Source organism: Nonomuraea terrae (genome assembly GCF_004348995.1).
In the GTDB taxonomy this organism is placed as follows: Bacteria; Actinomycetota; Actinomycetes; order Streptosporangiales; family Streptosporangiaceae; genus Nonomuraea; species Nonomuraea terrae.
On the sequence record NZ_SMKQ01000087.1, the window covers coordinates 1 to 22,824 of the forward strand.

At 68.0% G+C, this 22,824-nt stretch carries 16 protein-coding genes and 2 pseudogenes; 4 read left to right on the forward strand and 14 right to left on the reverse strand.

All coding sequences use genetic code 11. The features are described 5' to 3' along the window. Positions 1–90: pseudogene (locus tag E1286_RS52140) on the reverse strand (NUDIX hydrolase); the annotation flags it as partial. 27 nt (positions 91–117) lie between these two features. After that, entirely contained in the window at positions 118–654 is a 537-nt protein-coding gene (locus E1286_RS25290; protein ID WP_132616100.1) for a multicopper oxidase domain-containing protein, read from the reverse strand. 298 nt (positions 655–952) lie between these two features. Between E1286_RS25290 and E1286_RS25295 the strand changes: the two genes are divergently transcribed. Next, on the forward strand, positions 953–1,342 hold the full coding sequence (locus tag E1286_RS25295) for a hypothetical protein (protein ID WP_132616102.1): 390 nt from the start codon (positions 953–955) through the stop codon (positions 1,340–1,342). 108 nt (positions 1,343–1,450) lie between these two features. Here E1286_RS25295 and E1286_RS25300 read toward each other — a convergent pair whose 3' ends face one another. Further along, positions 1,451–5,281: a glycosyl hydrolase gene (locus E1286_RS25300; protein WP_223190353.1), complete on the reverse strand. Its 3,831-nt coding sequence runs from the start codon at positions 5,279–5,281 to the stop codon at positions 1,451–1,453. 198 nt (positions 5,282–5,479) lie between these two features. Further along, positions 5,480–6,490, reverse strand: coding sequence for a hydroxyacid dehydrogenase (locus E1286_RS25305; protein WP_246075114.1), 1,011 nt, complete (start codon positions 6,488–6,490; stop codon positions 5,480–5,482). 154 nt (positions 6,491–6,644) lie between these two features. On the opposite strand from E1286_RS25305, the gene E1286_RS25310 reads away from it, so the two are divergent. Next, entirely contained in the window at positions 6,645–7,595 is a 951-nt protein-coding gene (locus E1286_RS25310) for an AraC family transcriptional regulator (RefSeq protein ID WP_165969905.1), read from the forward strand. Between the two features lie 74 nt (positions 7,596–7,669). Here E1286_RS25310 and E1286_RS25315 read toward each other — a convergent pair whose 3' ends face one another. The 5 genes from E1286_RS25315 to E1286_RS25335 form a co-directional block, all read right to left on the reverse strand. Further along, positions 7,670–9,346, reverse strand: coding sequence for an extracellular solute-binding protein (locus E1286_RS25315; protein ID WP_132616110.1), 1,677 nt, complete (start codon positions 9,344–9,346; stop codon positions 7,670–7,672). A gap of 1 nt (position 9,347) precedes the next feature. Then, the gene (locus E1286_RS25320) at positions 9,348–10,268 is read right to left on the reverse strand and encodes a carbohydrate ABC transporter permease (RefSeq protein ID WP_132616140.1); all 921 of its coding nucleotides are present in this window, start codon (positions 10,266–10,268) and stop codon (positions 9,348–9,350) included. Positions 10,269–10,273: 5 nt separating this feature from the next. Continuing rightward, positions 10,274–11,242, reverse strand: coding sequence for an ABC transporter permease (locus tag E1286_RS25325; RefSeq protein ID WP_223190355.1), 969 nt, complete (start codon positions 11,240–11,242; stop codon positions 10,274–10,276). A 677-nt stretch (positions 11,243–11,919) separates the two neighbouring features. Further along, positions 11,920–13,779, reverse strand: coding sequence for a DUF2264 domain-containing protein (locus E1286_RS25330; protein ID WP_132616112.1), 1,860 nt, complete (start codon positions 13,777–13,779; stop codon positions 11,920–11,922). Between the two features lie 58 nt (positions 13,780–13,837). After that, positions 13,838–14,995: a glycosyltransferase WbsX family protein gene (locus E1286_RS25335; RefSeq protein ID WP_165969906.1), complete on the reverse strand. Its 1,158-nt coding sequence runs from the start codon at positions 14,993–14,995 to the stop codon at positions 13,838–13,840. 446 nt (positions 14,996–15,441) lie between these two features. Between E1286_RS25335 and E1286_RS25340 the strand changes: the two genes are divergently transcribed. Continuing rightward, positions 15,442–17,175, forward strand: a complete 1,734-nt coding sequence (locus tag E1286_RS25340) for a glycoside hydrolase family 71/99 protein (RefSeq protein ID WP_132616116.1) — start codon at positions 15,442–15,444, stop codon at positions 17,173–17,175. Positions 17,176–17,339: 164 nt separating this feature from the next. Here the strand turns inward: E1286_RS25340 and E1286_RS25345 are convergent, their stop codons facing one another. From E1286_RS25345 to E1286_RS50420, 3 genes are all read right to left on the reverse strand, one after another. After that, on the reverse strand, positions 17,340–17,819 hold the full coding sequence (locus tag E1286_RS25345) for a DUF2637 domain-containing protein (RefSeq protein ID WP_132616118.1): 480 nt from the start codon (positions 17,817–17,819) through the stop codon (positions 17,340–17,342). Between the two features lie 454 nt (positions 17,820–18,273). After that, positions 18,274–19,188 (reverse strand): IS3 family transposase, encoded by a 915-nt coding sequence (locus tag E1286_RS25350; protein ID WP_132616120.1) that lies wholly within the window; start codon positions 19,186–19,188, stop codon positions 18,274–18,276. Beyond that, positions 19,185–19,508 carry a transposase gene (locus E1286_RS50420; protein ID WP_132616122.1) on the reverse strand — a complete coding sequence of 108 codons (324 nt, stop codon included), beginning with the start codon at positions 19,506–19,508 and terminating at the stop codon, positions 19,185–19,187. The genes E1286_RS25350 and E1286_RS50420 overlap by 4 nt, the downstream gene beginning before the upstream one ends. A gap of 55 nt (positions 19,509–19,563) precedes the next feature. On the opposite strand from E1286_RS50420, the pseudogene E1286_RS25360 reads away from it, so the two are divergent. Continuing rightward, a pseudogene (locus tag E1286_RS25360) lies at positions 19,564–20,143 on the forward strand (IS5 family transposase); the annotation flags it as partial. Between the two features lie 65 nt (positions 20,144–20,208). On the opposite strand, the gene E1286_RS25370 reads toward E1286_RS25360, so the two are convergent. Continuing rightward, on the reverse strand, positions 20,209–21,033 hold the full coding sequence (locus E1286_RS25370; RefSeq protein WP_132616128.1) for an MIP/aquaporin family protein: 825 nt from the start codon (positions 21,031–21,033) through the stop codon (positions 20,209–20,211). Between the two features lie 66 nt (positions 21,034–21,099). Next, entirely contained in the window at positions 21,100–22,743 is a 1,644-nt protein-coding gene (locus tag E1286_RS25375) for an MFS transporter (protein ID WP_132616130.1), read from the reverse strand. Positions 22,744–22,824: the final 81 nt, after the last annotated feature.

The window sequence follows — 22,824 nt, forward strand, 5'->3', positions numbered from 1 at the left end:
GGCCACCGAGGCCAACGTCCGTCCCGGATCGGACAGATACAAAGCGACGGCGTCCGCCTTGAACTCCGGCGGATACGACTTCATCGCCACGTGGAACTCCTTGTCTCCGGATCTCCATCATCCGGTACTCAAGGTGTCCACACTTCGGGGGCAGGCCCCCTGCGGCTCCGCGTGCGGATGTGCGTGCGAGTGGTACCAGTAGGTGCCGGGGGCGAAATCCTTCGACAGCCGATAGCTGTAGTGATAGCTCTGCCCCGGCATGATGTGCAGGTAGATGTTGTCGGAGTTGCCGCTCGGCGATACGTGCCAGCCGTGGGTGTGCAGGTTGGTGTGGTCACCCAGACGGTTGACGAGGGTCAGGTCGAGCCGGTCGCCGGGGCGCAGGCGGATGGTCGGCGGCATGTAGTGGCCGTTGTAGGTCATCACCTGTACGTCCTGGCCGGCCAGTCGTACGGTGCGTTGTTCCACCACCAGCCGCACGCGCAGTAGGCCGTTGCTGCTTCTCAGCTCCGGCGGTTGGCGGAAGGCCGGCTGCGCCTCGGCGGTCCGGGAGGCTGGGCCGGCAGGTGCGGCCTGCATCGTAGAGGTGCCGGCGCAGCCCGTCGCCAGCACGAGCCCCAGTCCCGATGAGGCGATGAAGCGTGACAGCGACATGGTGCTCCTCGGACATGGTGTGGGGCGCCACGCGACAATGCCCCGTGAGCTTCTGACGACTCCCGGTATGACGTGCATTTTCATGAAGATTGACCAGGCCGCGGACGGGCTTGGAGCAGCTCGCGGCGCGGAAGTTGGCCAGACCTTGAGCGCGAGACTGAGAGGGCCCCAGCCGGGTAGGCCCGGGCGCGCGTCTCGCTGGCCTTGCTGCTGCACGATGTCGTCCACGTACATCATGTGCGGCCGCGGTAAGCCGCTCTCTCATCGTCTGCCAGGGGTTGCTCGGCCCTCGCTGGCCATGGCGCCAGCCACCAGGGCGGCGTGGACGTTCACCTCCGAGGCACCGGCGTCGGGAACGGCTCCGGTCCCGCTGCTGTTCATCGATTACGACCTCCGGCTCGACCTGGAGAACACGGCGCCGCGCGGCCTGCCCTACACCTTCGGCGTCAACGTAAGCCAGAGCCAACCGCAAGGGCCGAATGTAGCCGCCGCCAAGGTCTGGGCCTCCTTCGACGACGGCGTCAACTGGCAGGAGCTGACCGTGCGCGGCGGGCAGGGCCTGTCCACCGTCGGTGTCAAGCACCCCGCGCGCGGCGGGTCCGGCTTCGTCTCCCTGCGCGTGCAAGCCGCCGACACGGCCGGCAACACGATCGAGCAGACCATCATTTGGGCCTACCGGCTCAGGTAACACCGAGAGGTGACGGGTCATGCGTCCGCCGAGGCCATCGCCCGGCGGGCGTGGCCTGCCACCAGTCCATCGCCTGATCTGTCATATCCACAAGTAAATTTTCAAGGCCTACCGTTCTGCCGTCTGCGGAGTGAGCAGAGTGACGGGGCCGAGCAGGCCGGAGATCAGCTGGGAGGGGAACGTCCAGGCCGTAGGGGTGGACTCGTGGAGGAACGGCGCCAGCGTGTTGTACACCGTGATGTCGATCCGTACCGTGCGGCCTGCGGTGCCGGGCAGGGGGAACCGGTACGGGCCGCAGAAGGCTTCCCCTACCTTCTCGCCGTCGACCGCCACCTCGACGGTGCCGCGTACCCGGCCGAGATCGAGCACCGGGTCGGATCCGGACGGAACCGGCACCGTGCGGGAGTACCGCATCCCACCGCTCCATCCGGCAAGGCCCAAGGCGTGCCAGTCGCCCAGCGGGACAGGCGCCTCGGCGGTGCGGACGGTCACCGGGCCGGACAGCACGCCGCCGCCGCGCAGGATGGCGGTGGGTTCGGTGACGATCTCCAGTTCGGCGGGCGCCTGCAGGGGACGGCCGAGGCCGAGCGTGGTTCCGCGGAGCGGTTGTTCGACGCCGTCCAGCGATACCCGCGCGCTGAGGAGGAGGGGCAGATGCACCGAGATCGCCCCGGCTGGCAGGGTGGTTCGCAGCCGTTGCGGCGCCGGCGCGAAGTCGTCCGTGACGCGGATCGCATCCACCGTCGCGCCGAGTTCCGGGGCTCCGTGCAGCCATTCCGTTCCGGGCAGCGGGTGCGGTCGTACGGCCGCGTGACAGGGCTGCAGTTCGGCCCAGCGGCCGCGGTGTTCAATGGTGCGCCCTCTCCAGCCGCCGGTCTCGGCCTCCCAACCGGGGCCGCTGACCAGGGTGACGACCGAGGAGTCCGTACGGGCGACGAAGTCGGCGTAGACCACGTCCCGAGCCTGCGTGCTGTCGGCGACGATCTCCAGCAGGTGCTCGCCCGCCTCCAGACTGAGGTCGTGACGGAAATAGTCGGGCGTCACGGCCCAGTCGGAACCGTAGTACTCGACCCTCTCCTGCCGGGCGACCACGGCGCCGTCCAGGAAGACGGTGACGCCGGTGGCGGCGCCGACAACGAGGACGCTCTCGGAGGCATCCTGCCAGAGGTGTACGCGGGCGCGGTAGGTGACCTGGCCGTCGGGACGCGCCGCCGGAGGCAGCCGCATGAACTGCGGCCGGGGCGGGAACTCGCCGGGACGCGTCAGGCAGAAGAAGCTGCCGAGGGGTTCGGCCTCGCCGGGCGTCCCGAGGCCGACATGGAGCTCGGCCTCGGACAGTTCGTATTCGATGACGTTGAGGCGTTGGTCGATCTCGATCCGGGCCCTGGCCAGATAGCCGTCACCGGCCGGGAACTCCACGCCGTTCCACCACAGGCGTTTGCCGGCCGCGGCCCCGACGATCAGCTCGGCGGCACCGAGCCGGTCGCTCTCGACAATGGCGCGCACCCGCGAGATCGTGCCTGCCTCCGGCTTCCCGGCGCGGATGAACTCCTCGTAGACCAGGCCCTTGTGGCCGAGAACGCCGCGCCCGGGATCGGCCGCGCCACGGCTGGAGGAATAGAGCGAGACCTCCCATCCCGCATCGTCGTCGACCAGCGGCCGTTCACCGGCAAGGACGTGCCGGACGGCGTCGCGGTCCAGCGGGGCCGGCGCCTGCTCGGCCGGAACGGGCCCGAGCACGCGGACGCGGTTGCCGTAGGTCGCCCTCGCCGCCTGCTCGGTGTCTCCGTTCCGCCAGGTGAAGCTCCAGATCTGCAGGTGGTCGACTGACGCGGCGGGCAGCGCCATGTCGCCCCACGTGTTGTCCATGGTGGGGACGAGCCGGCCGGACCAGCCGCTGGAGAGGTCCGTCGCGATGGTGGCAGGCGCGGGCGCCTCGGGTGCCGCGGGAGGTGCTTCGCCTTCCCGCCAGGCCACGATAGCGGCGGGGGCGCCGTCCAGCGGCACCTTGATCGTGGACCGACGTCCGGTCACCGTGACGTCGGCGGCCTGCCGCTCGCCGGTGGCAGGGTTCAGCACCTCGGCTTCCGCGACGACGGCGTCGACCCGGACGGTCGAGACCGCGGCGTAGCGCGCGGGGTCGAAGTCGTAGTCCTCCCACCTCCCTTGCGGGGCGTCGCGCAGCGGGTGGGCGGTCGCGTTGGGGAAGGCTCCGGTCACCAGGGCGACGGCCTCGGCTCCGTCGCGGCGGACGAGGAGGGGGACGTCGCCCGTGGCGTAGCCGGCGAGGCGGGCCACGGCCTTGGCGCCGGACTGGGCGTCCGCGGCACGTTCGAGGAGCGGATGGGCGGCCAGTGCGGCGACCACGGAGTCGTCTCCGTCCATTCCCGCCGCGAAGGACGGCATGCGGCCCACGACCACCACACGCCCGCCCGCGTCCAGCAAAGCGATGAGCTGTCGCGCGGTTCCTTCTTCCAGCACGCTCGCCGACGGCAGCAGCACCGCCGCGTACCGCAGGCCGGCCACGTGCAGGCCACCTTTGGAGATCTGGGCCCGCTGGAGGGAGTCGTCGTCGATGACGCCGAAGGCGATGCGCTGTCGATCCAGCTCGGCGATCCGGGTGTAGAACCAGTTGTTGGTGCCGCACAGCCGGAGATAGTCGTGCTGCGCCGCGTCCAGGTCCGCGTCGCCGACATACCCGTCACCGAAATGGTCGACAGGAAGGTCCAGCGGCAGCAGGGCCTGTGCCGAGGTCGTCGGATGCAGCACGGCGACGCCGGCGCTGTACGTACCCCACGACATGATCGACGCGATGCGGGAGACGGCACGCGAGAAGGCGGGGTACTGCTTCCAGTACGGCTGGCGCCAGTCGGTCGACGGGGGAGCCCATTCGAACCAGCCGCCCGCGGTGCCGAAATAGCTCGCGTGCGGGTTGTACAGGTTGGCGCCCGCGCGCAGGAAGGGCAGCAGCCAGTCGTAGGTCTCCGCCAGCGTGCCGCCCCAGCCGGAGGAGTGGAACGCCTCGATCCAGACGCGCTCGTGCCCGTACAGGTGGGCCATGGAGGAGTGGACCTTGGAATCGCCCTCGTGGTCGCTGCCCGCGGCGTTGTACCAGCGGTGCGTGCGGAAGTAGTCGGTGTAGATCTGCGTGGCCTGCGTGGGGTATGCGGAGCGTGCCGGGTGGGTCGGGTCTGCCCCTACCAGCATGCCGCGGGCTTCGTGCCAGGCTCCAAGAGGCTTGAAGAGGGCTTCCTCGGTGAGTTCGGCACGGACGGCGTAGTAGTCGGTCCGCACCTTGGCGGCCTGCCGGTCGCCCCGCCGGAACAGCGCAGGCAGATGCTCCAGAAGGTCATACCCTCGGCGCGCCATGAACTCCTCGGGGAAACGGGCCGTCCAGGAGTTGGTGGCGGGAAGCTCGTCCTGGAAGCTACCGGCGATGACGTTGCCCAAGTAGTGCGGGAGTCGCCGGTCGAATTCGCCGTGGACGGCGTCCATGAGCAGTTCGACGGCGTGCGGGGCGAGGTAGTCGAAAGCCGTCGGCACGGCGGTGATCAGCAGGACGTCGGTGCCGTCGGGGGTGTCCGGCAGGTGAACCTGGCGGCCGTCCTGGCTGTACGCGCCGATCAGGGATTCCGCGGCGAGCAGGTCGGCTCGGCCACCGGTGACGACGGCGTGGCGGCAGCGCAGTGCCTGTCCCGCCGTCTCGGGGTGCCGGTGCGTGATGCCGCCCTGGACGTTGGCGCTGGAGAAGCCGATCTGGTCGTAGAACCACAGGCGCATCCCGAGTTGCCGCGCGATATCGCAGGCGTCGGTGAAACGTGCCCACCATTCCTCGCTGAACCACGCCGGATCGTCGGCTTGGGCGCTGAACGCCGGTCCCGCGGGGCCCAGATTGATCACGACGAGGTTGTGGACGCCGCCCGCGGCGAATTTGCGCATCTGCCACTCGAGTCGTTCTCGGGTGACCTTCGCACCCGACCACCACCACGCCGGTGTGGGACCGAAGTCGTGAGGCGGTTCCTCGAACAAGCGGCTGAGGGTCTCGGAGAGCACAGGTACGGGGGACCTTTCGCTGAGACGCGGACTCCTGCTGTTCGAACGTTTGACGGTGAGGCGATCGAAGCCGGGTGCGCTGGGTTATGCCTGTATCGCCAGGCTCTGCAGGGTGATCGGACTCAGCGGGGGCAGGCCGGCGGCGTACCGCTCAAGCTCGGTGAGGGCCGCATCGGCCATGCTGCGCGTCTCCGCTCCCATGGAGCCCGCCACATGCGGCGTCAGCACGACGTTCGGAAGGTCGTAGAGCGGTGATGACCTGGGCAGCGGCTCGGGGTCGGTCACATCGAGGATGGCGTCGATACGGCCGGAAACGCAGGCACGCTCAAGTGCCGCGGTGTCCACCAGAGGCCCGCGAGCCGTGTTGATCAGAGTGGCGCCCGGCCGGAGCGCCGCCAGTGCGGCGTCGCCGATCAGGCGCCGCGTCTCGGGCAGGGCCGGCGCGTGCAGCGACAGCACGTCCGCACGCGGCAACGCCGCGGCCAGGCCGGCCGGTTCAGCACCCGCCGCGATCACCTCGGCCGGCTCCGCGAACGGGTCCACCACCAGGATGGGACCGTCATGCAGGGCCCTGAGCAGGGTGACCACGCGCCGCCCGACCCGGGAGAAGCCCACGATCACCACCGTCCGATCGCGACCGCTCAGCTCCCCCCGGCGGTCGCGGTAGGCCCAGTCGTCCCGGAACCGGCGGGCGTCCTGTGCCAGGAACGGAACCTTCTTGAACGCCCACAGCACCGCTGCCACCGTGTAGCGCGCGACCGGTTCGGCGTTCACACCGGCCGCGGTGGTGACCACGATCCCGCGGTCGAAAACGGCTTCGCCGACATGTCCTCGGACGCTGCCCGCGGCGTGCAGCACGGCTCGCAGCCGGGGCGCGGCGTTGAGCACGTCCTCGTCGAGCGGCGGGCACCCCCAGGAGGTGATCAGCACCTCGACCTCGGCCAAGCGAGCACGGGCAGCGCGAGAGCCCAGCTCATCGGTCACGAGGGGCTCACCGACCGCGGCCACCGTACGAAGCCGCGCCAACTCGGATGCGCCGAACTGCGACCGCATCGTGTCGCACCCCATGACCAACAGCGTCTCCGGACGCTTCATCACTACCTCCGTCGAGTCGTGTCACCAGATTGTGAGCCCGTCACGATGCCGTCACATCGGCAGATCCATCGCACTCTTGCTTGGACGTGACTGTGATGTTATTGGATAGGGAACTGGCAAAACCGTCGCCGTGTTGCGGGAAAGTAGGACGAAATTGACCTACAGACGATCAAGGCCTCGCTACGAGCGGACCGCCGTCTTCAATCCGGACGGCCTGCCGGTCTGGGCGGACCGCCATCAACTCGACACCGATCTCGCGGCACATGACCATGACTTCTTCGAGATAGCCCTCGTCACCCGGGGCCAGGGGCTGCACATCGCCGCCGACGGCGACTATCCCATCCGGCCGGGTAGCGCCGTCGTGATTCCGCCGAACCAATGGCACGCCTACGGCCAGTGTGAGGACCTCGTGGTCTTCGACTGCTTCGTCGCTCCAGAGCTGATCGACAGCACCTTGTCGTTCCTCGACGCGGAGCTACCTCTGATGCAGACGGTGCACACGTCGACCTTGCCGCTGCCGCAGCGCGTCCAGCTAAGTCCCTATGACCTGAGCATGGCGATCGCGGAACTGCACAGCATGAGTGATGTGGCCGCCGCACGGCGCTCGCGCATCCAGGTCGTGGGGCACCTGCTGATCTACCTCGACATCCTGAACCGTTCCTGGTCCGCCGATCACTCGATGCACCGTCGCTCGATCACCTCGCTCCATCCCGCCGTCTCCCGGGCCGCGCAGTTGATGGAGGACAAACCAGGACGTGCGTGGACGCTCGCCGAACTCGCCGCCGCCACGTCGACGGAGAGAACGCACCTCGTCCGGTTGTTCCAGCGCGATCTGGGCATACCACCGATCGCCTACCTCAATCGGCTGCGCGTACAGGCCGCGGCCAGGCTTCTGGTGCAGACCGATCAGCCGATCGCCCACATCGGGGCCCAGCTCGGCTGGGACGACGCCGGTTACTTCGCCCGGCGATTCAAGACCGCCTACGGCCTCAGCCCGTCCGCGTACAGAAAGCGTGCGCTCGCCGGTGAGACCCACTACCACTCCTCCGCGGTGCTCCCCCTGCCGGTGAGCGGTGCACGTTTCGAGCCCAGGACCGGCGGTTAGCCAGGCCCGGCGACCTCGACGACCGGCACGGTGGCCGGCCGTGTCCGGCCACCGCCAAGCTCAACGCCCCGGCCCTACAACTGCCCTTCGTACTCCTTGCGCATGGCGTCGCCGGCGCTGCTTCGCCACGTCTTGACCAGGTCGTCCAGCGTGCTGATCGGCTTCCGTCCCTGCACGATCTCCTTCACCCCGTTGGTGAACGCCTTTTCGACGGCCGTGTTCTTCGAGGCGTGGGTGTTGGAGAACAGGCCGACGGTCGGGTTGAGCGTCGACTTCGCGAGCACCTTCGTCTGGTACGCGTGCTGCACGTCGGCGTCCTGCGACCGGCCCGGCTGGTAGATGACGGCCGGGGCGTCGGACAGGTAGCGGATCGGGACCGCCGTGTTCGTCAGGCCGGTCTGCGTGAGCGTGGGGTCGCCGTCGCCGTTGACCGTATGATCGACGCCCTCCTCGCCGAACACCCGGTAGACGTACTCCTCCGTGCCGAACGGGGCGGCCAGCCAGTTCAGCATCCGCAGGATCAGCTCGATCTTCTTGGGGTCGCTCTGCTTCTTCAGCCCGGTGATCGAGACGTTGGTCACGTAGCCCCGGAACCACGAAGCCAGTTCGCTGCCGTCACGGGTGTAGACGGGCATCAGAGCGAGCTTGAAATCCGGGTTCGAGGCGCCGTTCTGGATGTACGTGTTCCAGCCGAGGTAGCCGTCGAAGAAGTTCACCGCGACGGTTCCCGCCGCGAAGAGGTTCGCGGCCGGAAATTGGTCCGAGAACGCGTCGGGGTGCATGATGCCGGCCGACCACAGCTGGGCGAGGTCGGCGATTGCCTGCTTGTGCTCTTCGGTCTCGAACTGATGGACGAGCCGGCCGCCTTCCGCGCGCCAGCCGTTCGGCGCCCCGTTCATCATGAGCAGATATTGCTGCACCCCGTTCCAGTGGCCGAAGGCCCAGCGCCGCGCCTTCGGGTCGGTCAGGACCTTCGCGGTCTCGGTCAGCTCGGTGAGTCCCTTCGGCTCAGGTGACACACCGGCCGCCTCGAACAGGTCCTGGCGAATGAAGTGGTACACGCTGACCGCGCCACGCGGGATCGGTATGCCGTAGATCCCACCGTTGAACACGGTCGCCTTCCAGTGCTGGGTGGGGATGTTGGCAAGGTTCGGATACTTCTTGATCGCGTCGCCGGCAAGGTAGTCGTCCAGCCGGGTGAACTGCCTGTCCAGCAGCGCCGGCAAGTTGGACACCGGCCGCAGCTGCATGACGTCGGGCAGCTCGTTACCGGCGATCGTGGTGGCGAACTTCTGCTCGTAGTCGGCGGCAGGGACCATCTGAAGCTTCAAGTCGATGCCGAGCCGATCGTTCAAGCCGGCCCAATAGCTGTTCCTGTCGACGCCGGGCGGGACGGGCAAGTAGATATGGCTCATCCCGTTGATCGTCTCGCCGTTCCCGGGCTTTTCCGGCACCGACTTGGGGCGTTGTTTGGGGAAATGGCGAAAGGCCGCCTCGACCCCTTCGGCGGTTGCCGGAAGGTCGGGTGTGATCCCCGCGTACGGGACGTACGCCGGCAGGACGACTTTGGCGTTCGACGCCACCGTGTTCGCTTGGCGCGCGGCACCGCCGGTGCCGCATCCGGAGACCGATCCCATGCCCAGGAGCACCGCGGCTCCGCCTGTGCCCACCAGAAACGACCGGCGCCCAAATGCCCTCTCCGACATTTCTTCCTCCTGTTGAATACCCGCGGCTGTTGGCCAGCCGTGCACGTCAACCTTTGACCGCGCCGGTCATGACTCCCTTGGCGAAGTGCCGCTGCAAGAAGGGATAGACGACCAGGATCGGAACCAGAGCGACAACCAGGATCGCCATTTGCAACGGAAGCTGCGGAGGCATGGCCTCGGCTCCGGCGCCGACCTGCTCACCGCCGATGGTCGTCTGGTTCACCACATAGGTGCGCAGCACCAGAGACATCGGCCACTTGTCCGTGCTCTGGATGTACAGCATCGCGTTGAAGAACGCGTTCCAATAGCCAACGGCGTAGAACAGGCCGACGACGGCGAGGACCGCCTTGGACAGCGGCAGCACGATCTTGACCAAGGTGGTAGCGCTGGAGGCGCCCTCGACGGCCGCCGAGTCGAACAACTCGCGGGGCAGTCCCTGGAAGAAGGCCCGCATCACGACCACGTTGAAGGCGTTCACCATCACCGGCAAGATCAGCGACCACCAGGAGTCCAGCAGACCGAGTTGCTTCACCATGAGGTAGCTGGGGATCAGCCCGGGGCTGAACAGGATGGCGCCGAGCACCAGCATCAGCATCGGCCGGGCACCGAACGCGCCACGCCTGGACAGCCAGTAGGCCAGCCCGGCGGTGGCGGCCAGCGACAACGCGGTCCCGACGACGGTGATCCCGACCGAGATGGCCACGGCTCGCGTGACCACTCCGCCGGACAAGATCGCCTGGTACGCGTCGAACGACACGCTCCCCGGCCACAGCACCATGCCGCCGCCGGAGTCGTTGATCGTCTTCTGATCCGCGAGCGAGGTCGCGATCACCGACCAGAACGGGATGACGACCAGCAGGACGGAAACGCCCAGGGCGAGCGCCTTCGCCAGTTGCACCAGGGGGTTGGGCCGCTCCATCCACACCGGACGCTTGCCGGATCGTGCCTGGGCGGGCGACTTCTCCATCGTGCTCACTTCTGGTAAACCCCCTGTTCTCCGAACATGTGGGCCAGCTTGTTCGCACCGATCACTATGAGGACCCCGACGACGCTTTTCACCAGGCCCGCCGCGGTGGCCATGCCCCAGTCGCCGCCGACGATGCCGTAGTTGTAGACCCAGGTGTCCAGAACCTCGCTGGCCTCGGCCCCGACCGGGCCCTGCTGCAGGATGATCTGCTCGAAGCCGACCGACAGGCTGTCGCCGAGACGCAAGATCAGCAACAGGATGATGATCCCCTTCAGGGAGGGCAGCGTGATGTGCCAGAGCCGCTGCCGGCCGTTCGCGCCGTCGACCGCCGAGGCCTCGTACTGCTCCTGGTTGATCTGCGCGAGCGCGGCGAGGAAGATGATCGTTCCCCAGCCGGCGTCCTTCCAGATCACCTGCGAGGTGAGCAGCGCCTTGAACAGCTCGGGCACGCCGATGATCTCGATCATCGGCAGGTCGTTCTGCACCAGGAACGTGTTCAGCATGCCCGCGTTGCCGAGCATCTGCTGGAAGATCGCGACCACGATCACCCACGACAGGAAGTGCGGCAGATAGAGAATCGACTGCAGGAGCCGCTTCAGCCGCTCACCGGCCAGGCTGTTCAGGAGCAGTGCCAGCAGCAACGGAACCGGGAACACGAAGATGGTCTGCACGACGGTCAGGATCAACGTGTTGGCGACGGCGGTCAGGAACGCCGGGTTTCCGTCCCAGAGGAACGAGAAGTTCTGCAGCCCGACGAACGGCGCCTCCGCGATGCCCAAGTAGGGCTCGTAGTCCTGGAACGCGATGATGTTGCCGAGCAGCGGAAGATACTGGAAAAGGATCAGGGCGGTCGCGCCCGGCACACCGAGCGCGACCAATAGTTTGTCCTGGCGTAGCCGCTGAAACCGCCGTGACGCCCGCGGGACCGCGGCGGTGCCGCCGGTCGTGGGCCTGTTGTCGACGATCATGGCCATGGTGTCCTCCTCGCCCCGATCCGGCCAACGCGGGCTGATCCTGTTCCGCCGGCGTCCGGATCAACTGCTCACAACCCGCCGGATCTGCTCCGGATGTCCGGCTTCGTGCTCCGTATCGGGCTGCAGGTGACGGCCCTTGGACCACTCGTCGCAGGCGTTGTGCCGGACCGAACAGCTCGGGGCGACGGGTCCCACCCGGCCGGCAAGGGTGGTGCCGTCTTTCTGCGGAAGAACCACATGTTCGCTGCGGCAATGTGGAGAGTGATATGCGTTGATCATTATTTCTCGCTCATCGGCACTAAGCCCATCGGTGCACAATTCGAAGGCGCAGCCCTACCGGCGATGCCCGCGTCATTGCTGGGGTCTTGCTGGGATGTTATTGAGGAGTACCGAAGGGCACCATCAACAGAGTTGACCAAAACTAGGACAGGGTTGGCCTGAGTCGCAGGCAGACCTGGCCCCTGAGCGACACGCGCCCGCACGGTCGCACGCGACGGTGGCAACGTGGAACGGACGCCGCGGGAATTCAAGCCCCGCGATTTCCGGCAGTTTTTCGCGGCCGATCCTCCAGCCCTATCACGCTGGTTCGGGCCAGGAAACGGGTGAATGAAAAAAGGGTCGTGGTTCGATGCCGGCCTGCCGCATCGGTGGCCGAGTGCGCCCTGGTGGCGATCGAGTCAGATGTGCTCGATCGCCCCGCCCGGCCACGTCACGACCAGCCGGCCGGAGCGGTCTGGCTCGACGGCCGGCCAGGTGGGCGCGCGGTCGCCCAAGCTGACCGCGACCACGTACCATCGATTCGATTCCGGGGCGTCGAACCGGCACCAGGGGACTTCCAGATCGGCACCGAACGCGGTTTCGACGGGATGAACGGTGGTGCCGGTCGACCCACCGTCCGTCAGCGGCGCAACCGCGCTCACGAGATCCGTCCTGGCCCCCGGCGCCGGCTTTCGCGGGACCGCGAATCCGGACATCACCAAGGCCTCGGCCTGGACAGCGGACTCGATCCGCACCGCGCGCACCTCGACCGATCCACGCACCAGTGAGATGCAGGTCAGCTCGGGTCCGGTGTCGAACCCTTCAGCCGGCTCCGCTCGGGCGAATCTCGCCGGCTGCCGGCTCTCAGCTCGATGATCGTTGATGCTGATCAAGTCGATCAGCGGCCGCTGGGACCAGCGTCCGCTCTGGTCGATCAGCGCGACCTGGTTGTCCACGGCCTCCCCTGCCGACAACAGCGGCACGGGGGCGGTGGCGGTCGAGTAGCCGAACCGGTTGTAGAGCGGTCTCTCGCCCATCGGCACCGCACCGCTGTAATCGACGCCATGGTTGATCACCCGGACGATACCGTCCGAGGCGGTGCCGGAGACCAGCCAGCCGATCGGCCGGATCGCACCGACCCGATCCTCGAGGTCGATCGGAGCCGGCTGCTCGACATCCGCCCATACCGGATGGGATTCCGGCAGCACCAGCCCGGTCAGCCCAAGACTGGCAAAGTACGGCGAACCCGGCGATATGTACGACTCGCGCATCGCCTCGAATCGGCCGAGCCAGCCGGGGCTGAGCAGACCGTCTCCGTCGAACGCGCCTCGCTCGACGAAGTACTTGATGGCCCCCATACACGTACGACGAAGCCGGCCGGGCGAGTACGGATTGGCGTCGAAGACGGCTCCCGTCCACAGCGCGCCGACCGCCGCGTGGCGGTACACCAGGGACCGGCCCTGATAGAGCGGCGCGCCGTCCGCACCGAACAGCTCTCCCGCGCCGGCCAGATACGCCTTGAGCCGCTCGGCGTACAAGGCCTGACGCTCGGCTATTCCCGGCTCCCCGGCTGAGATGCGGCAGTACCACAACGAGAACTGCTGCATCACCCAGCCGGCGTACCAGTCGATGTTGCCGCCGCGCCCGTCCGGCCGGTTGTCGCTGTACCAGCCGTCGGCCAGATAGCAGGTGTCCAGGAACTCGAGGTTCTCCTCGATCTTCGCCTGGTCGTACGGGCCACCGACCGAACGCAGGAAAGCGTGGGTCACGTTCTGGAACCACTGCCAGTTGCTGTCGGGGTACCAGGCGCCGACGGAGCCCGCCAGCCAATCGACCACCTGTTCCCGCACTCGGGGCGTCAGGTTGTCCCAGATCCATCGACGCGACTCGTGCAACGCGATCGCGATCAGCGCCGCCTCGACCCTCGCCTGCTGGGCATCCGCGAGCGACGGCCAGCGCTCCGCGGACGCTGGATCGGTGCCGGTGGCCAGGCCACGCGCGTACCAGCCGGCATGGTCATGCGGATCGGACTCCGCTGCCGACAGCCGGAAACCGGCCGCGAGGAACGAACGTGCGAACGCCTCCAGCCCGCCGACGATCGGTCCCGCGTCAGACGGCGGTCCAGGAAGGTCGAACCGCGCGTGGCCGGGGGTCGACCAGGGCCGCAACGCCAGCAGCGACCGGTCGGCGAGGTACAGCAGGTGCCGCCGCGTCCAGCCGGTGTAGGGGGAAAGCCGGCGATCGTCGTCCGGCGATCGCGGATCGGCATCGCCGCTCATCGGACAGCCACATCCTCTCGTTGTCCTGTCAAGTCGGTGGTCCACGGCCTGGCGCGGCCTACTGCGCGCTGCCGGCCCGGGCGGCGGACTGTTCGGGCCGGTGCGGCGTCCCGAATACCCGGCGGATCTGCTCGAGGTGTCCGTATCCGTACACGGTGTCGGGCTCCAGGTAACTGCCTTCGGTCCACTCGTTCCAGGCGTTGATGGTCACCAGCGGAGCCTGGGTCTTCTCCGCGAACGCGCGTATCTTCTCCAGCGCTCGCCCGAACTGTTCAGGAGTGGCGTCGGAAATGATGTTGGTGTGCGGGTAGCCGAGGCGCGGGTTGTAGCGGTCCGACTGGACCGTCCGGGGTGACGGGTCCCATCCGACCGTCACGTTGGGGAAGTACGGCTGATCGTACTTGGCGGCGAAGGTCCCCCAGCCCTTCTCGGCTTCGGCCAGGATGTCGGCGTACGGAGTGAGGAGCGTCGGCATCGCGTGGTGATGCACCCATACGTACGACGTCACGCTGTCGAACCCCAACCGGCTCACGAGCGTCGCGCCGTCGATCGCGACGCCATCCTGGGGAAGGACCTGCTGTTCCCGGGCGATGGCGTTGAGGTGTATCTCCGGGAACCCCGCGCGGGCTGCACGCTCGCGCAGGTCGTCCAGCGCGGCCCTGGCACGGTCGACACCGCCGAGGCCCTCCAGCAGCGTCGGCAGGTCGTAGATCGACAGATAGGGCCGGTCATCGAGCCGCAGGTAGGCCGGGTGACTGAAGTACCGCTCCAGCAGATAGTCCGTCGCCGCCACGAACTGCTGGGCGTCGACGCTGCCGGACTCCAGGTAGGTGGCCGGCGTCGCGGACTTCCACGGATGAATGTTGCTCCAGTGATGATTCGCCCACATGACCGCGAACTTCATGTCATCGGCCGTCACGTTCGGCATGAACGCGGACTCCAACGGCCGCTCCAGGTAAGGACGACCGCTGTACCAGTACCAGTCGAAGAGGAAGGCGCCGACACCGTGCTCGGTGGCCATCGCGATCTTGGCCGCCATCACGGCCGGATCAGCCTCATCCTGGTAGCCATGGAGCGGAACGCGGGGCTGTTCGTGCCCCTCGAACCGCTGAGTCGCCCGCTTCACCAACTCCCACTCGGTCCACCCCTCGCCATGCCACTGCTCGTTGCGCGGATCAATGTGGTAGTTCGGGAAGTAGTATGCGGCGACCGTCACGTCAGGCTCCGTCATATCCGACGTCTGTCGCTGCGAATCAGGCCGGTTTCCCACGGCTGCGTCTCGTCGCTCTGGCATGAGTGCGATGTTATTCACGGGAACCTGGCCGCACCTTTGCGTGGATTGAGGAAAAGTAGGACAAAGTTTGTCGATCGCACGCCAGAGCAGGGCCGTGCGTCAGGAGGCGTCATCCGCCCTGGCTCCGAGAACGGCCGCAGGACCTCTGCCGGCCAGTGGTGCGCGCTTCGGCGTCGCTAACGGGTCACGAAAGTCCGATTATCGCTCAACCTGGTGCTAACGGCGGCGGTTGTGCGCGGTTAGTGTCCGTAACACGAATTTACCCGGGCTTCACGGCCCTCTCCTGGTGCTGTGCAACAGAGCCGGTTCCGCTGCGGTGAGCAGTAGCGATCAGGGTGTCATCCGTGTCGGATGGATGGAGGTCAGTCATGTCTGTTCGCAGGTCGGATTCTGGTCTGGGGGGTGCGCCGAGCCGCCGCGACGCGCTCAAGGTGGCGGTGGCGGTGACGGGCGGGGCCGCGCTGGGCCTGACAGGTGCCACCTCGGCCGCGGCCGCCGTCGGGCGGCGGCCGCGTAACGGCCGTACGCTGGTCGGAGCGATCCGCTGGGACGCCTTCGGGGGCCGGGACTGGCGGATAGGCGCCGGCGTGAACCGCGCCTTGTCCCCGGAGAAGTATCACTTCCGGCTGCCGTTCTACACCGACATCACCGTGGCCGAGCCGGTGCTGGTCGACGAGGGCTTCGACGCGGAAGCGACGGGAGCCGCCCCGTCCGGCTGGACCGTGTCGGCGGGGGCCGGTTGCGGAGTGTCCGTCGTGGCCGGGCCTGATCGCGATGGCAAGAGCGTGCACCTGCACGACACGTCCGGCTCGGGGATGGCGATGATGACCCGCACGTTCGCCGCCCAGGATCGAGCCATCGCCGTGCGGTGGGAGTGGAAGGAGACAGCCGCCGGCGGGTGGTCCCGAGCGCTGCTGGCCGGTGGATCGACTACTTTCGTGGACATCGCCACCCGCCGCGAGGGCGATGCCACGTTACTCGCGTACCGCACCCCCTCCGGAACGTGGAACATCATCCAGGCCATCGCCGACGACAGCTGGTACTCGATCAAGGTCCTCATCGATCCGGCTCCGCCCGAAGGGGGCACGCCGTGGGTGGACGTCTTCGTTGACGGGGTGCGCAAGGCGTACCACATACCGTTGCTCGGCTCCACCGCGACGTTCGACAGGCTCATCTTCCAGACCAACCCGAGCGTGACCTCCGACCTCTATGTCGACAACATCAGCGTCGAGGTGAGCGAGGCGGTGAACTGCGACGCGAACAGCCAGGAGGTCATGGATCGGGAAATCCGGTACGCCAGCGCGGCCGGTATCGACTACTGGGCCTTCATCTACTACCCCGACCCGCCGTTGGGGCTGGGCAGGGAGTTGTATCTGTCCAGCGCGCACCGGGACAAGGTCAACTGGTGCGCCATCTTGGACGGGAACTTCCTCGCGGCGTTCGAGGCGAATCTGCAGGATCTGGTGGCGCGGTTCGGCGAGTCCAACTACCAGAAGGTGCTGGGTGGTCGCCCGCTGCTCTACTTCTTCAGCAATGCCACGCCTGGCAACGTCGCCAGGATACGGGCCAAGACGGCCGAAGCGGGGCTGCCCGATCCGTACATCGTGGTCATGGGGTGGACCGCGCAGAGCGCGGCGGATCTGAAGACCTCGGTCGGGGCGGACGCGGTGAGCCGCTACGCGACCGGGATGAACTTCGGGGCGGCGTATTCGTCGCTCACCGAGCTCGAGTCCACCATGTGGTCCGATTACGCGACCACGGCCGGGCAGGTCATTCCGACGGTGACGACGGGTTGGGACGCGCGGCCCCGATACGACTACCCGCCGACCTGGGGGCCGCAGCCGTCCGAGGACTACCTACGGGACCAGAACGACTGGACCCAGCAGGCGACGCCCGCGCAGATCGCGGCACACCTGCAGGACGCGATCAGCTGGAGCAGCGCCCACTCGGCGAACAACCAGGCCAACGCCGTCCTCATCTACGCCTGGAACGAGAACCTCGAGGGCGGCTGGATCTGCCCGACCCTGCACGAGCTGCGGGACTCCGGCAGGCCGCTGCGCCTGGACGCCATCGCCGGTGTCACCCGAACTCGCTCACGGTGAGCGAGCCTCCAGCCGGCGGCTGCGACGTCCGTTCAGGTCCAGAGCGACGTCCAGGCGCGGGTGAGCGTCGATCCAGGCCTGCTCCACCGCCTCGGCGGAGTCATGGGTCCGCGTCGCCGCCAAGGCCGTGACGGACTGCGCGATGCGGTGCAGTCCGAGCCCGGTCAATCGCCGCGCCGCGGCGGCGATTGACCGGGCATCGTAGCTCGGCGACAGGTGTGACATACCGTGATGGGCCGCTCCCGGGCGTCCAGCAGAGCCGCGGTCAGTGGTCCGTGCCGGTCGTCCTCGGCCACCATGAGCCTGCCGCTGCCACCGGCAGGCTGTAGGTCGGGGACGACGACGCGGTCGCCGGCCGCCAGGCCGACCGGTTCGACGACGACACCACCCTCTACCGTGAAATCGGCCCTGTCGGCGACCTGGCCGGCCAGGTCGGGGTGGGAGAAGTCGGCGCCGCGGTCGAGCACGGCCACCCGGACGCCCTCGCCGGTGTATCTGGCTCCCACTGCGAGGAAGACGTACACCCCATGCGCGAGCGCCAGCTCATGCATGTGACGGAACGAGACTACCGCCGCGATCACTGCCACCACCTGCCGATCGACGTCAGCCGGATCCAGCGGGCGGAGGACGACCTCATCGCGCACCTCCCCCTGCGGCGACCTGGACCGTACGAGCACGACGACGTGGGAGGGGACGAATGGCTTCGACGGTCAGGCGTCGACTGCGAAATGTCTGGTCGGACAGGGGATCGCCAGGTTCCCTTCTTGTGGGTGCCTGGCAGCGGGGATGAACCGGAGGGTGCGGCGCTCGTGATACCGGTTGATCTCCGCCCTTCACGCCCGTGGGGGGGTGAGCCCTACGCGCCGGCGAGGTTGTTGATGGTCTCGGCCCGTTCCCACGCCCGTGAGGGTGAACCGCGGGGCTGTCCGCCGAGCTCCATTCCCCTTGCTTTGAAGGGGTCTGGCCACGACGTACGTGGGAGCAGCGAGGAGGGGTCCGTGAGCGGGGTACGCAAGGCCAAGACGGCCGAGACCCAGACCGCCCTCAAAGACGCCGCGCGCCGGTTGTTGTCCATCCCCTGAAAGCGTGGAGACTCGGTTATGCGGCGATGGTCTCCTGAGACCTCGCCTTGGTGGCTGCTCGCGCGGTCATGATCTGCTGCTCGTAGACGATCGGGGGCAGCCCGTCAGCGGCGCTGTGTCGGCGGCGGGTGTTGTAGAAGTCGGCGATCCAGGTGGCGATCTTGAGGCGGGCCTCGGCCCGGGTGGCGAAGTGGTGCCGGTGGACGTATTCGACCTTGAGGGTGGAGTTGAACGATTCGGCGGCGGCGTTGTCGAGCGCGCACCCGACCCGGCCCATCGACTGGACGACGCCCCAGTGCCGGCAGGCGGCCTGGAAGCGGGCGGCGCTGTATTCGCTGCCGCGGTCGGTATGGAAGATCACCCCGTCGACGGTGCCGCCGCGGGTGACGGCGGCCCTCTGCAGCGAAGCGATGGTCAGCGCTGCGTCGTGATGCTCGGACATGGCGTAGCCGAGCAGCCGGCGGGAGAACAGATCTTCGACGGTGGCCAGGTAGAGCTTGCCCTCGCCGGTGACGATCTCGGTGACGTCGCCGCACCACAGCACGTCCGGTGCGACCGCGGTGAACGAGCGCCGGACCAGGTCGGGAGCGGCGGGCCGTTTGCCCTGCCGGGTCAGCGACCGGCGTTTCCTGGCCGCCCGGCCGGCTAACCCGAGCTCGGCCATGCGTCCGGCGACGGTGTTCTGCGATACCCGCCATCCCGCCTCGTGCAGGTCACGGGTGATGCGCGGGCTGCCGTAGGTGCCGCCCGAGGCGGTGAACTTCGCCTCGATCTGCGCGTCCAGGTTCGCGCGGCGCCGCTGCCGGGCCGTCGGCGCCCGGTCGCGCCACTTGTAGTACCAGGACTGCGAGACGCCCAAGGCCCGGCAGGTCAATGCGTGGGGCACACCGTGGTCGGTCTTCTGGGAGCTGATGAAGGCCGCCACGCTCACCGGCCCATCGCCTCTCGAACCCACAAGACCACCGAGCGTTTGAGCACATCGCGCTCCATCTCCAGCTCGGCGCGTTCCTTGGCCCAGTCAGCTCGCTGCCGGCGCAGCCGGGCGAGTTCCTCTCGCTCGGATTCGGCCAGCTCACCACCGTTGGTGTCCTGCTCGCGAGCCAGCCGATCCATCTGCACCCAGTTGGCCAGCGTGCCCGCATTGATGCCCAGATCCTTAGCGACCTGCGCGATCGGCTTTCCTGTCTCCCGCACGATGCGCACCGCGCCCGCCCGGAACTCCGGATCGAACCTGCGTCTGGTCTCTCCCACGACCCAACCTTCTCCTTAGGTCAGGTCTCCACGCTAGAAGGGGAAGTCCATGGATGACCGGCTGGCGTTGCAGGGGATCTTGTTCGTGCTCTACACCGCGGTCCCGTGGGAGTTCCTGCCGCAGGAGCTGGGCTTCGGCTCGGGCATGACGTGCTGGCGGCGGCTGCGCGACTGGCACCAGGCCGGTGTCTGGGACCGGTTGCACCAGCTCCTATTCGCCGAGTTGCACGCCGCCGGCCAGCTCGACTGGTCCAAGGCGGTGATCGACAGCTCCCACGTCCGAACTCTCAAGGGCGGCCCAAAACCGGCCCGAGCCCGGTCGACCGCGCCAAGCCGGGCTCGAAACACCACGTCATCACCGAAGGAGGAGGAATCCCCCTCGCCGTCTCCCTGACCGGCGGCAACCGCAACGACGTCACCCAGCTCATGCCCCTGATCAAGGCCATCCCGCCGGTACGCGGCCGCGTCGGCCGACCGCGTCAGCGGCCCGACCGCCTGTACGCAGGAGCGCGATCGTCCTCTCGACCACCCACCGATGGATGCCCAGGCCGGAGCACCGCCGCCTGGTCTGGCGCACCGGTATCAAGCCCATCATCGCCCGGCGCGGGACTCCGCACGGCGCTGGCCAGGGACGGGTTCTCGCCCTTGCGTTTCCCGGTCGGGATGATCAGGGTTCTCGTCCGGCGCTGACTGGACCGGCTCAGCCCCGCAGCGGGGAGCCGTCCGGTTGCGTGCCGCAGAGCCGGTGCGTCAGCACCGCGCGGCGCTTGCGTACCCGGTTCAGGACGGCGGCGGCGATGGCCGCGCCGACCAGCGGGGCGAGTACGTACACCCAGAGAAAGTCGAGGCGGCCGGACACCAGGGCGGGCCCGAACTGACGGGCCGGGTTGACCGAGCCTCCCGTGGTCGTGCCGAGAAGGACGATGGCCCCGCCGATCAGGATGCCGACCAGCCACGGCACCAGGGGGGCGAGCCTGGCGTGCTGCAGGAAGAAGCCGACGAGGTAGACGATGACTCCCATGCTGACGGTCTCCGCCACGAAGAGCGCGCCGGCCGACCAGCCGGAAGCCGGCTGCAGGACGGCATACATGACGCGTGGATCCTCGATCACCGAGCCCCAGACGGCGCGGGCGGCGAGCACCCCGAGCATGGATCCGGCCAGCTGGGCCACGATGTAGGGGATGACCGACAGTCCGGGGAAGACGCCGAAGCGCCACATGGCGAGGGAGATCGCGGGGTTGATGTGACCTCCCGAGATCTTGCCTGGCTTGCTGAGAATCAGCCCGGCGAGGAGAAGCCCCACGCACATACCGATGATCAGCAGACGCAGACGGATCTGCGGAACCGCGTCGGCGAGGGGTGAAGGCCCCATGACCCAGCGCGTGATCGTCGCCACGCCGAAAAGCAGCACGAACGTCAGGAGGAACTCCAGCGCGCTGTGAGCGACGATCGTCCTCCCATCGACCGGCTTGGCGGCCTGGTCTCCAGATTCGGCCCGGCCGCCCGATTCAGGTGTCTCAGCCATGGTCACGACCTCCTCGCGACTGACGCAGGAACTGCCTGGCTCCCGCCGGGCCGGAACAGTGAGTCGTCATGGCCGTACTCGTTCACCGTCGCCGAGCCGCGCCGGAAGGTAGTGGGAGACCTGGAAGGGTTTCGTGGGGTCCACCAGAGACCGTGCCCGTTCCTCGATCGCACGGTCCGACGCGGTAAGCCGGGCGGAGTGTTGCCGCAGGTGCTCCTCCCAGGAGGCCACGGCGAAGGTTTCCAGGTAGGCCTCAGGGTCCTCGCCGTTTTGGTAAAGGTCCCAGGTGAGAGCGCCGGTGCGGAGCCGCGAGAGGCCGAACTCCTGCATCGCTTCGACGAAGTCGTCGGCACGGTCGGCCGGTACGCGGTATTCGACAGTGACCAGCACGGGTCCGTCGTCTTTTGCAGGCTCCAGCATCAGGTTGGGTGCCGGCCAGTGGACCGAGAGGGATCGGTCGAGGTTGGTGTCGGGTAGGGCGAGGTACCTCCAGGAGAAGAAGGTCCCGATGGCCATGAGGGCCGCCGCCGCCAGCAGGGTGATCACCAGGCCGAGGAGTTCGGCGAGAGCACCCCACACGGCGGCGCCGATCGCCATGCTTCCCGCGAAGAGCGTCAAGTAGACGGCCAGGGCCCGCGCGCGCACCCACCCTGAGGTCGTGACCTGCATCTGGGCGTTGAAAGTGGACAGGGCGGAGACCCACGACATCCCGGCGAAGACGAGAACCGCACCGCCGATCCACGGAACCCGGGTGAGCGCCAAGACGGCCATGGCCAGCGCGAACAGCACGCCGCCACCCGTCAGGGCGGTGTTGGTGGACCAGTGGCCGCGAACGTACGGGAGCAGCGCCGCCCCCGCCACCGCCCCCGCTCCGAACGCCCCGAGCAGCAGACCGTAACCACCCGCGCCGAGTTCGAGCCGCCTGTCGGCGACGACGGGCAGCAACGCCCAGAGGGCTGTCCCGGCGGGGACGAAGAGCAGGCTACGGCCCAGCACTCGGCGTATACGAGGGGCGTGACGCACGTAGCGGTGACCGGCTCGCAGCGCCGGCAGTATCCGTTCCGCGCCGAGCGGGTCGGGCTCACGGCGGTCGCGCCAGACCAGGAGCGCAGCAGCGGTGACCAGGAAGGACAGGGCGTTGACGGCGAACGCCGCGGCGGAGCCCGCCAGCGCCACGATGAGGCCGCCGATCGCCGGGCCGACGGCTCGGGAGAGGTTCAGGTTGACGCCGTTGAGGCTCGCGGCGTTCGGGATCTGCTCCCGTGGCACCAGGTCGGGCTGGATGGCCTGCCACGAGGGCGTCATCAAAGCGTTGCCGCAGCCGAGGACGAAGGTCAGGATCAGCACTCCGTAGGAGTTCATGTGTCCCAGTGCGGTCAGGACGGCGAGCAGCCCCGAGGCGACGAACATGAGAAACTGCGAGATCAGGAGCAGCCGGCGGCGGTCGAAGATGTCGGCCAGGGCGCCGGCGGGGATTCCGAGGACCAGGATGGGCAGGCTGGCAGCCGTCTGGATCAGTGCCACCATGCTCGCCGAGCCTGTCTCCTCGGTGACCAGCCACTGGGCGCCCACGGTCTGCATCCAGCTGCTGACGTTGGAGACCAACTGAGCCAGCCACAGAGTGCGGAACATGCGAAGGTGCAGCGGCTGCCAGACGGAGCCGGCAGCCGTGACGGATCCCCCTGCGCCATCGTCCTCACGTTGATTCATCTGCCGCCCCATGTTTTCGACTGTCGGGAACACGGACATGGCGTGCCCAACTCGCGCCAGAACCCGAGTGGTGGGGCACCG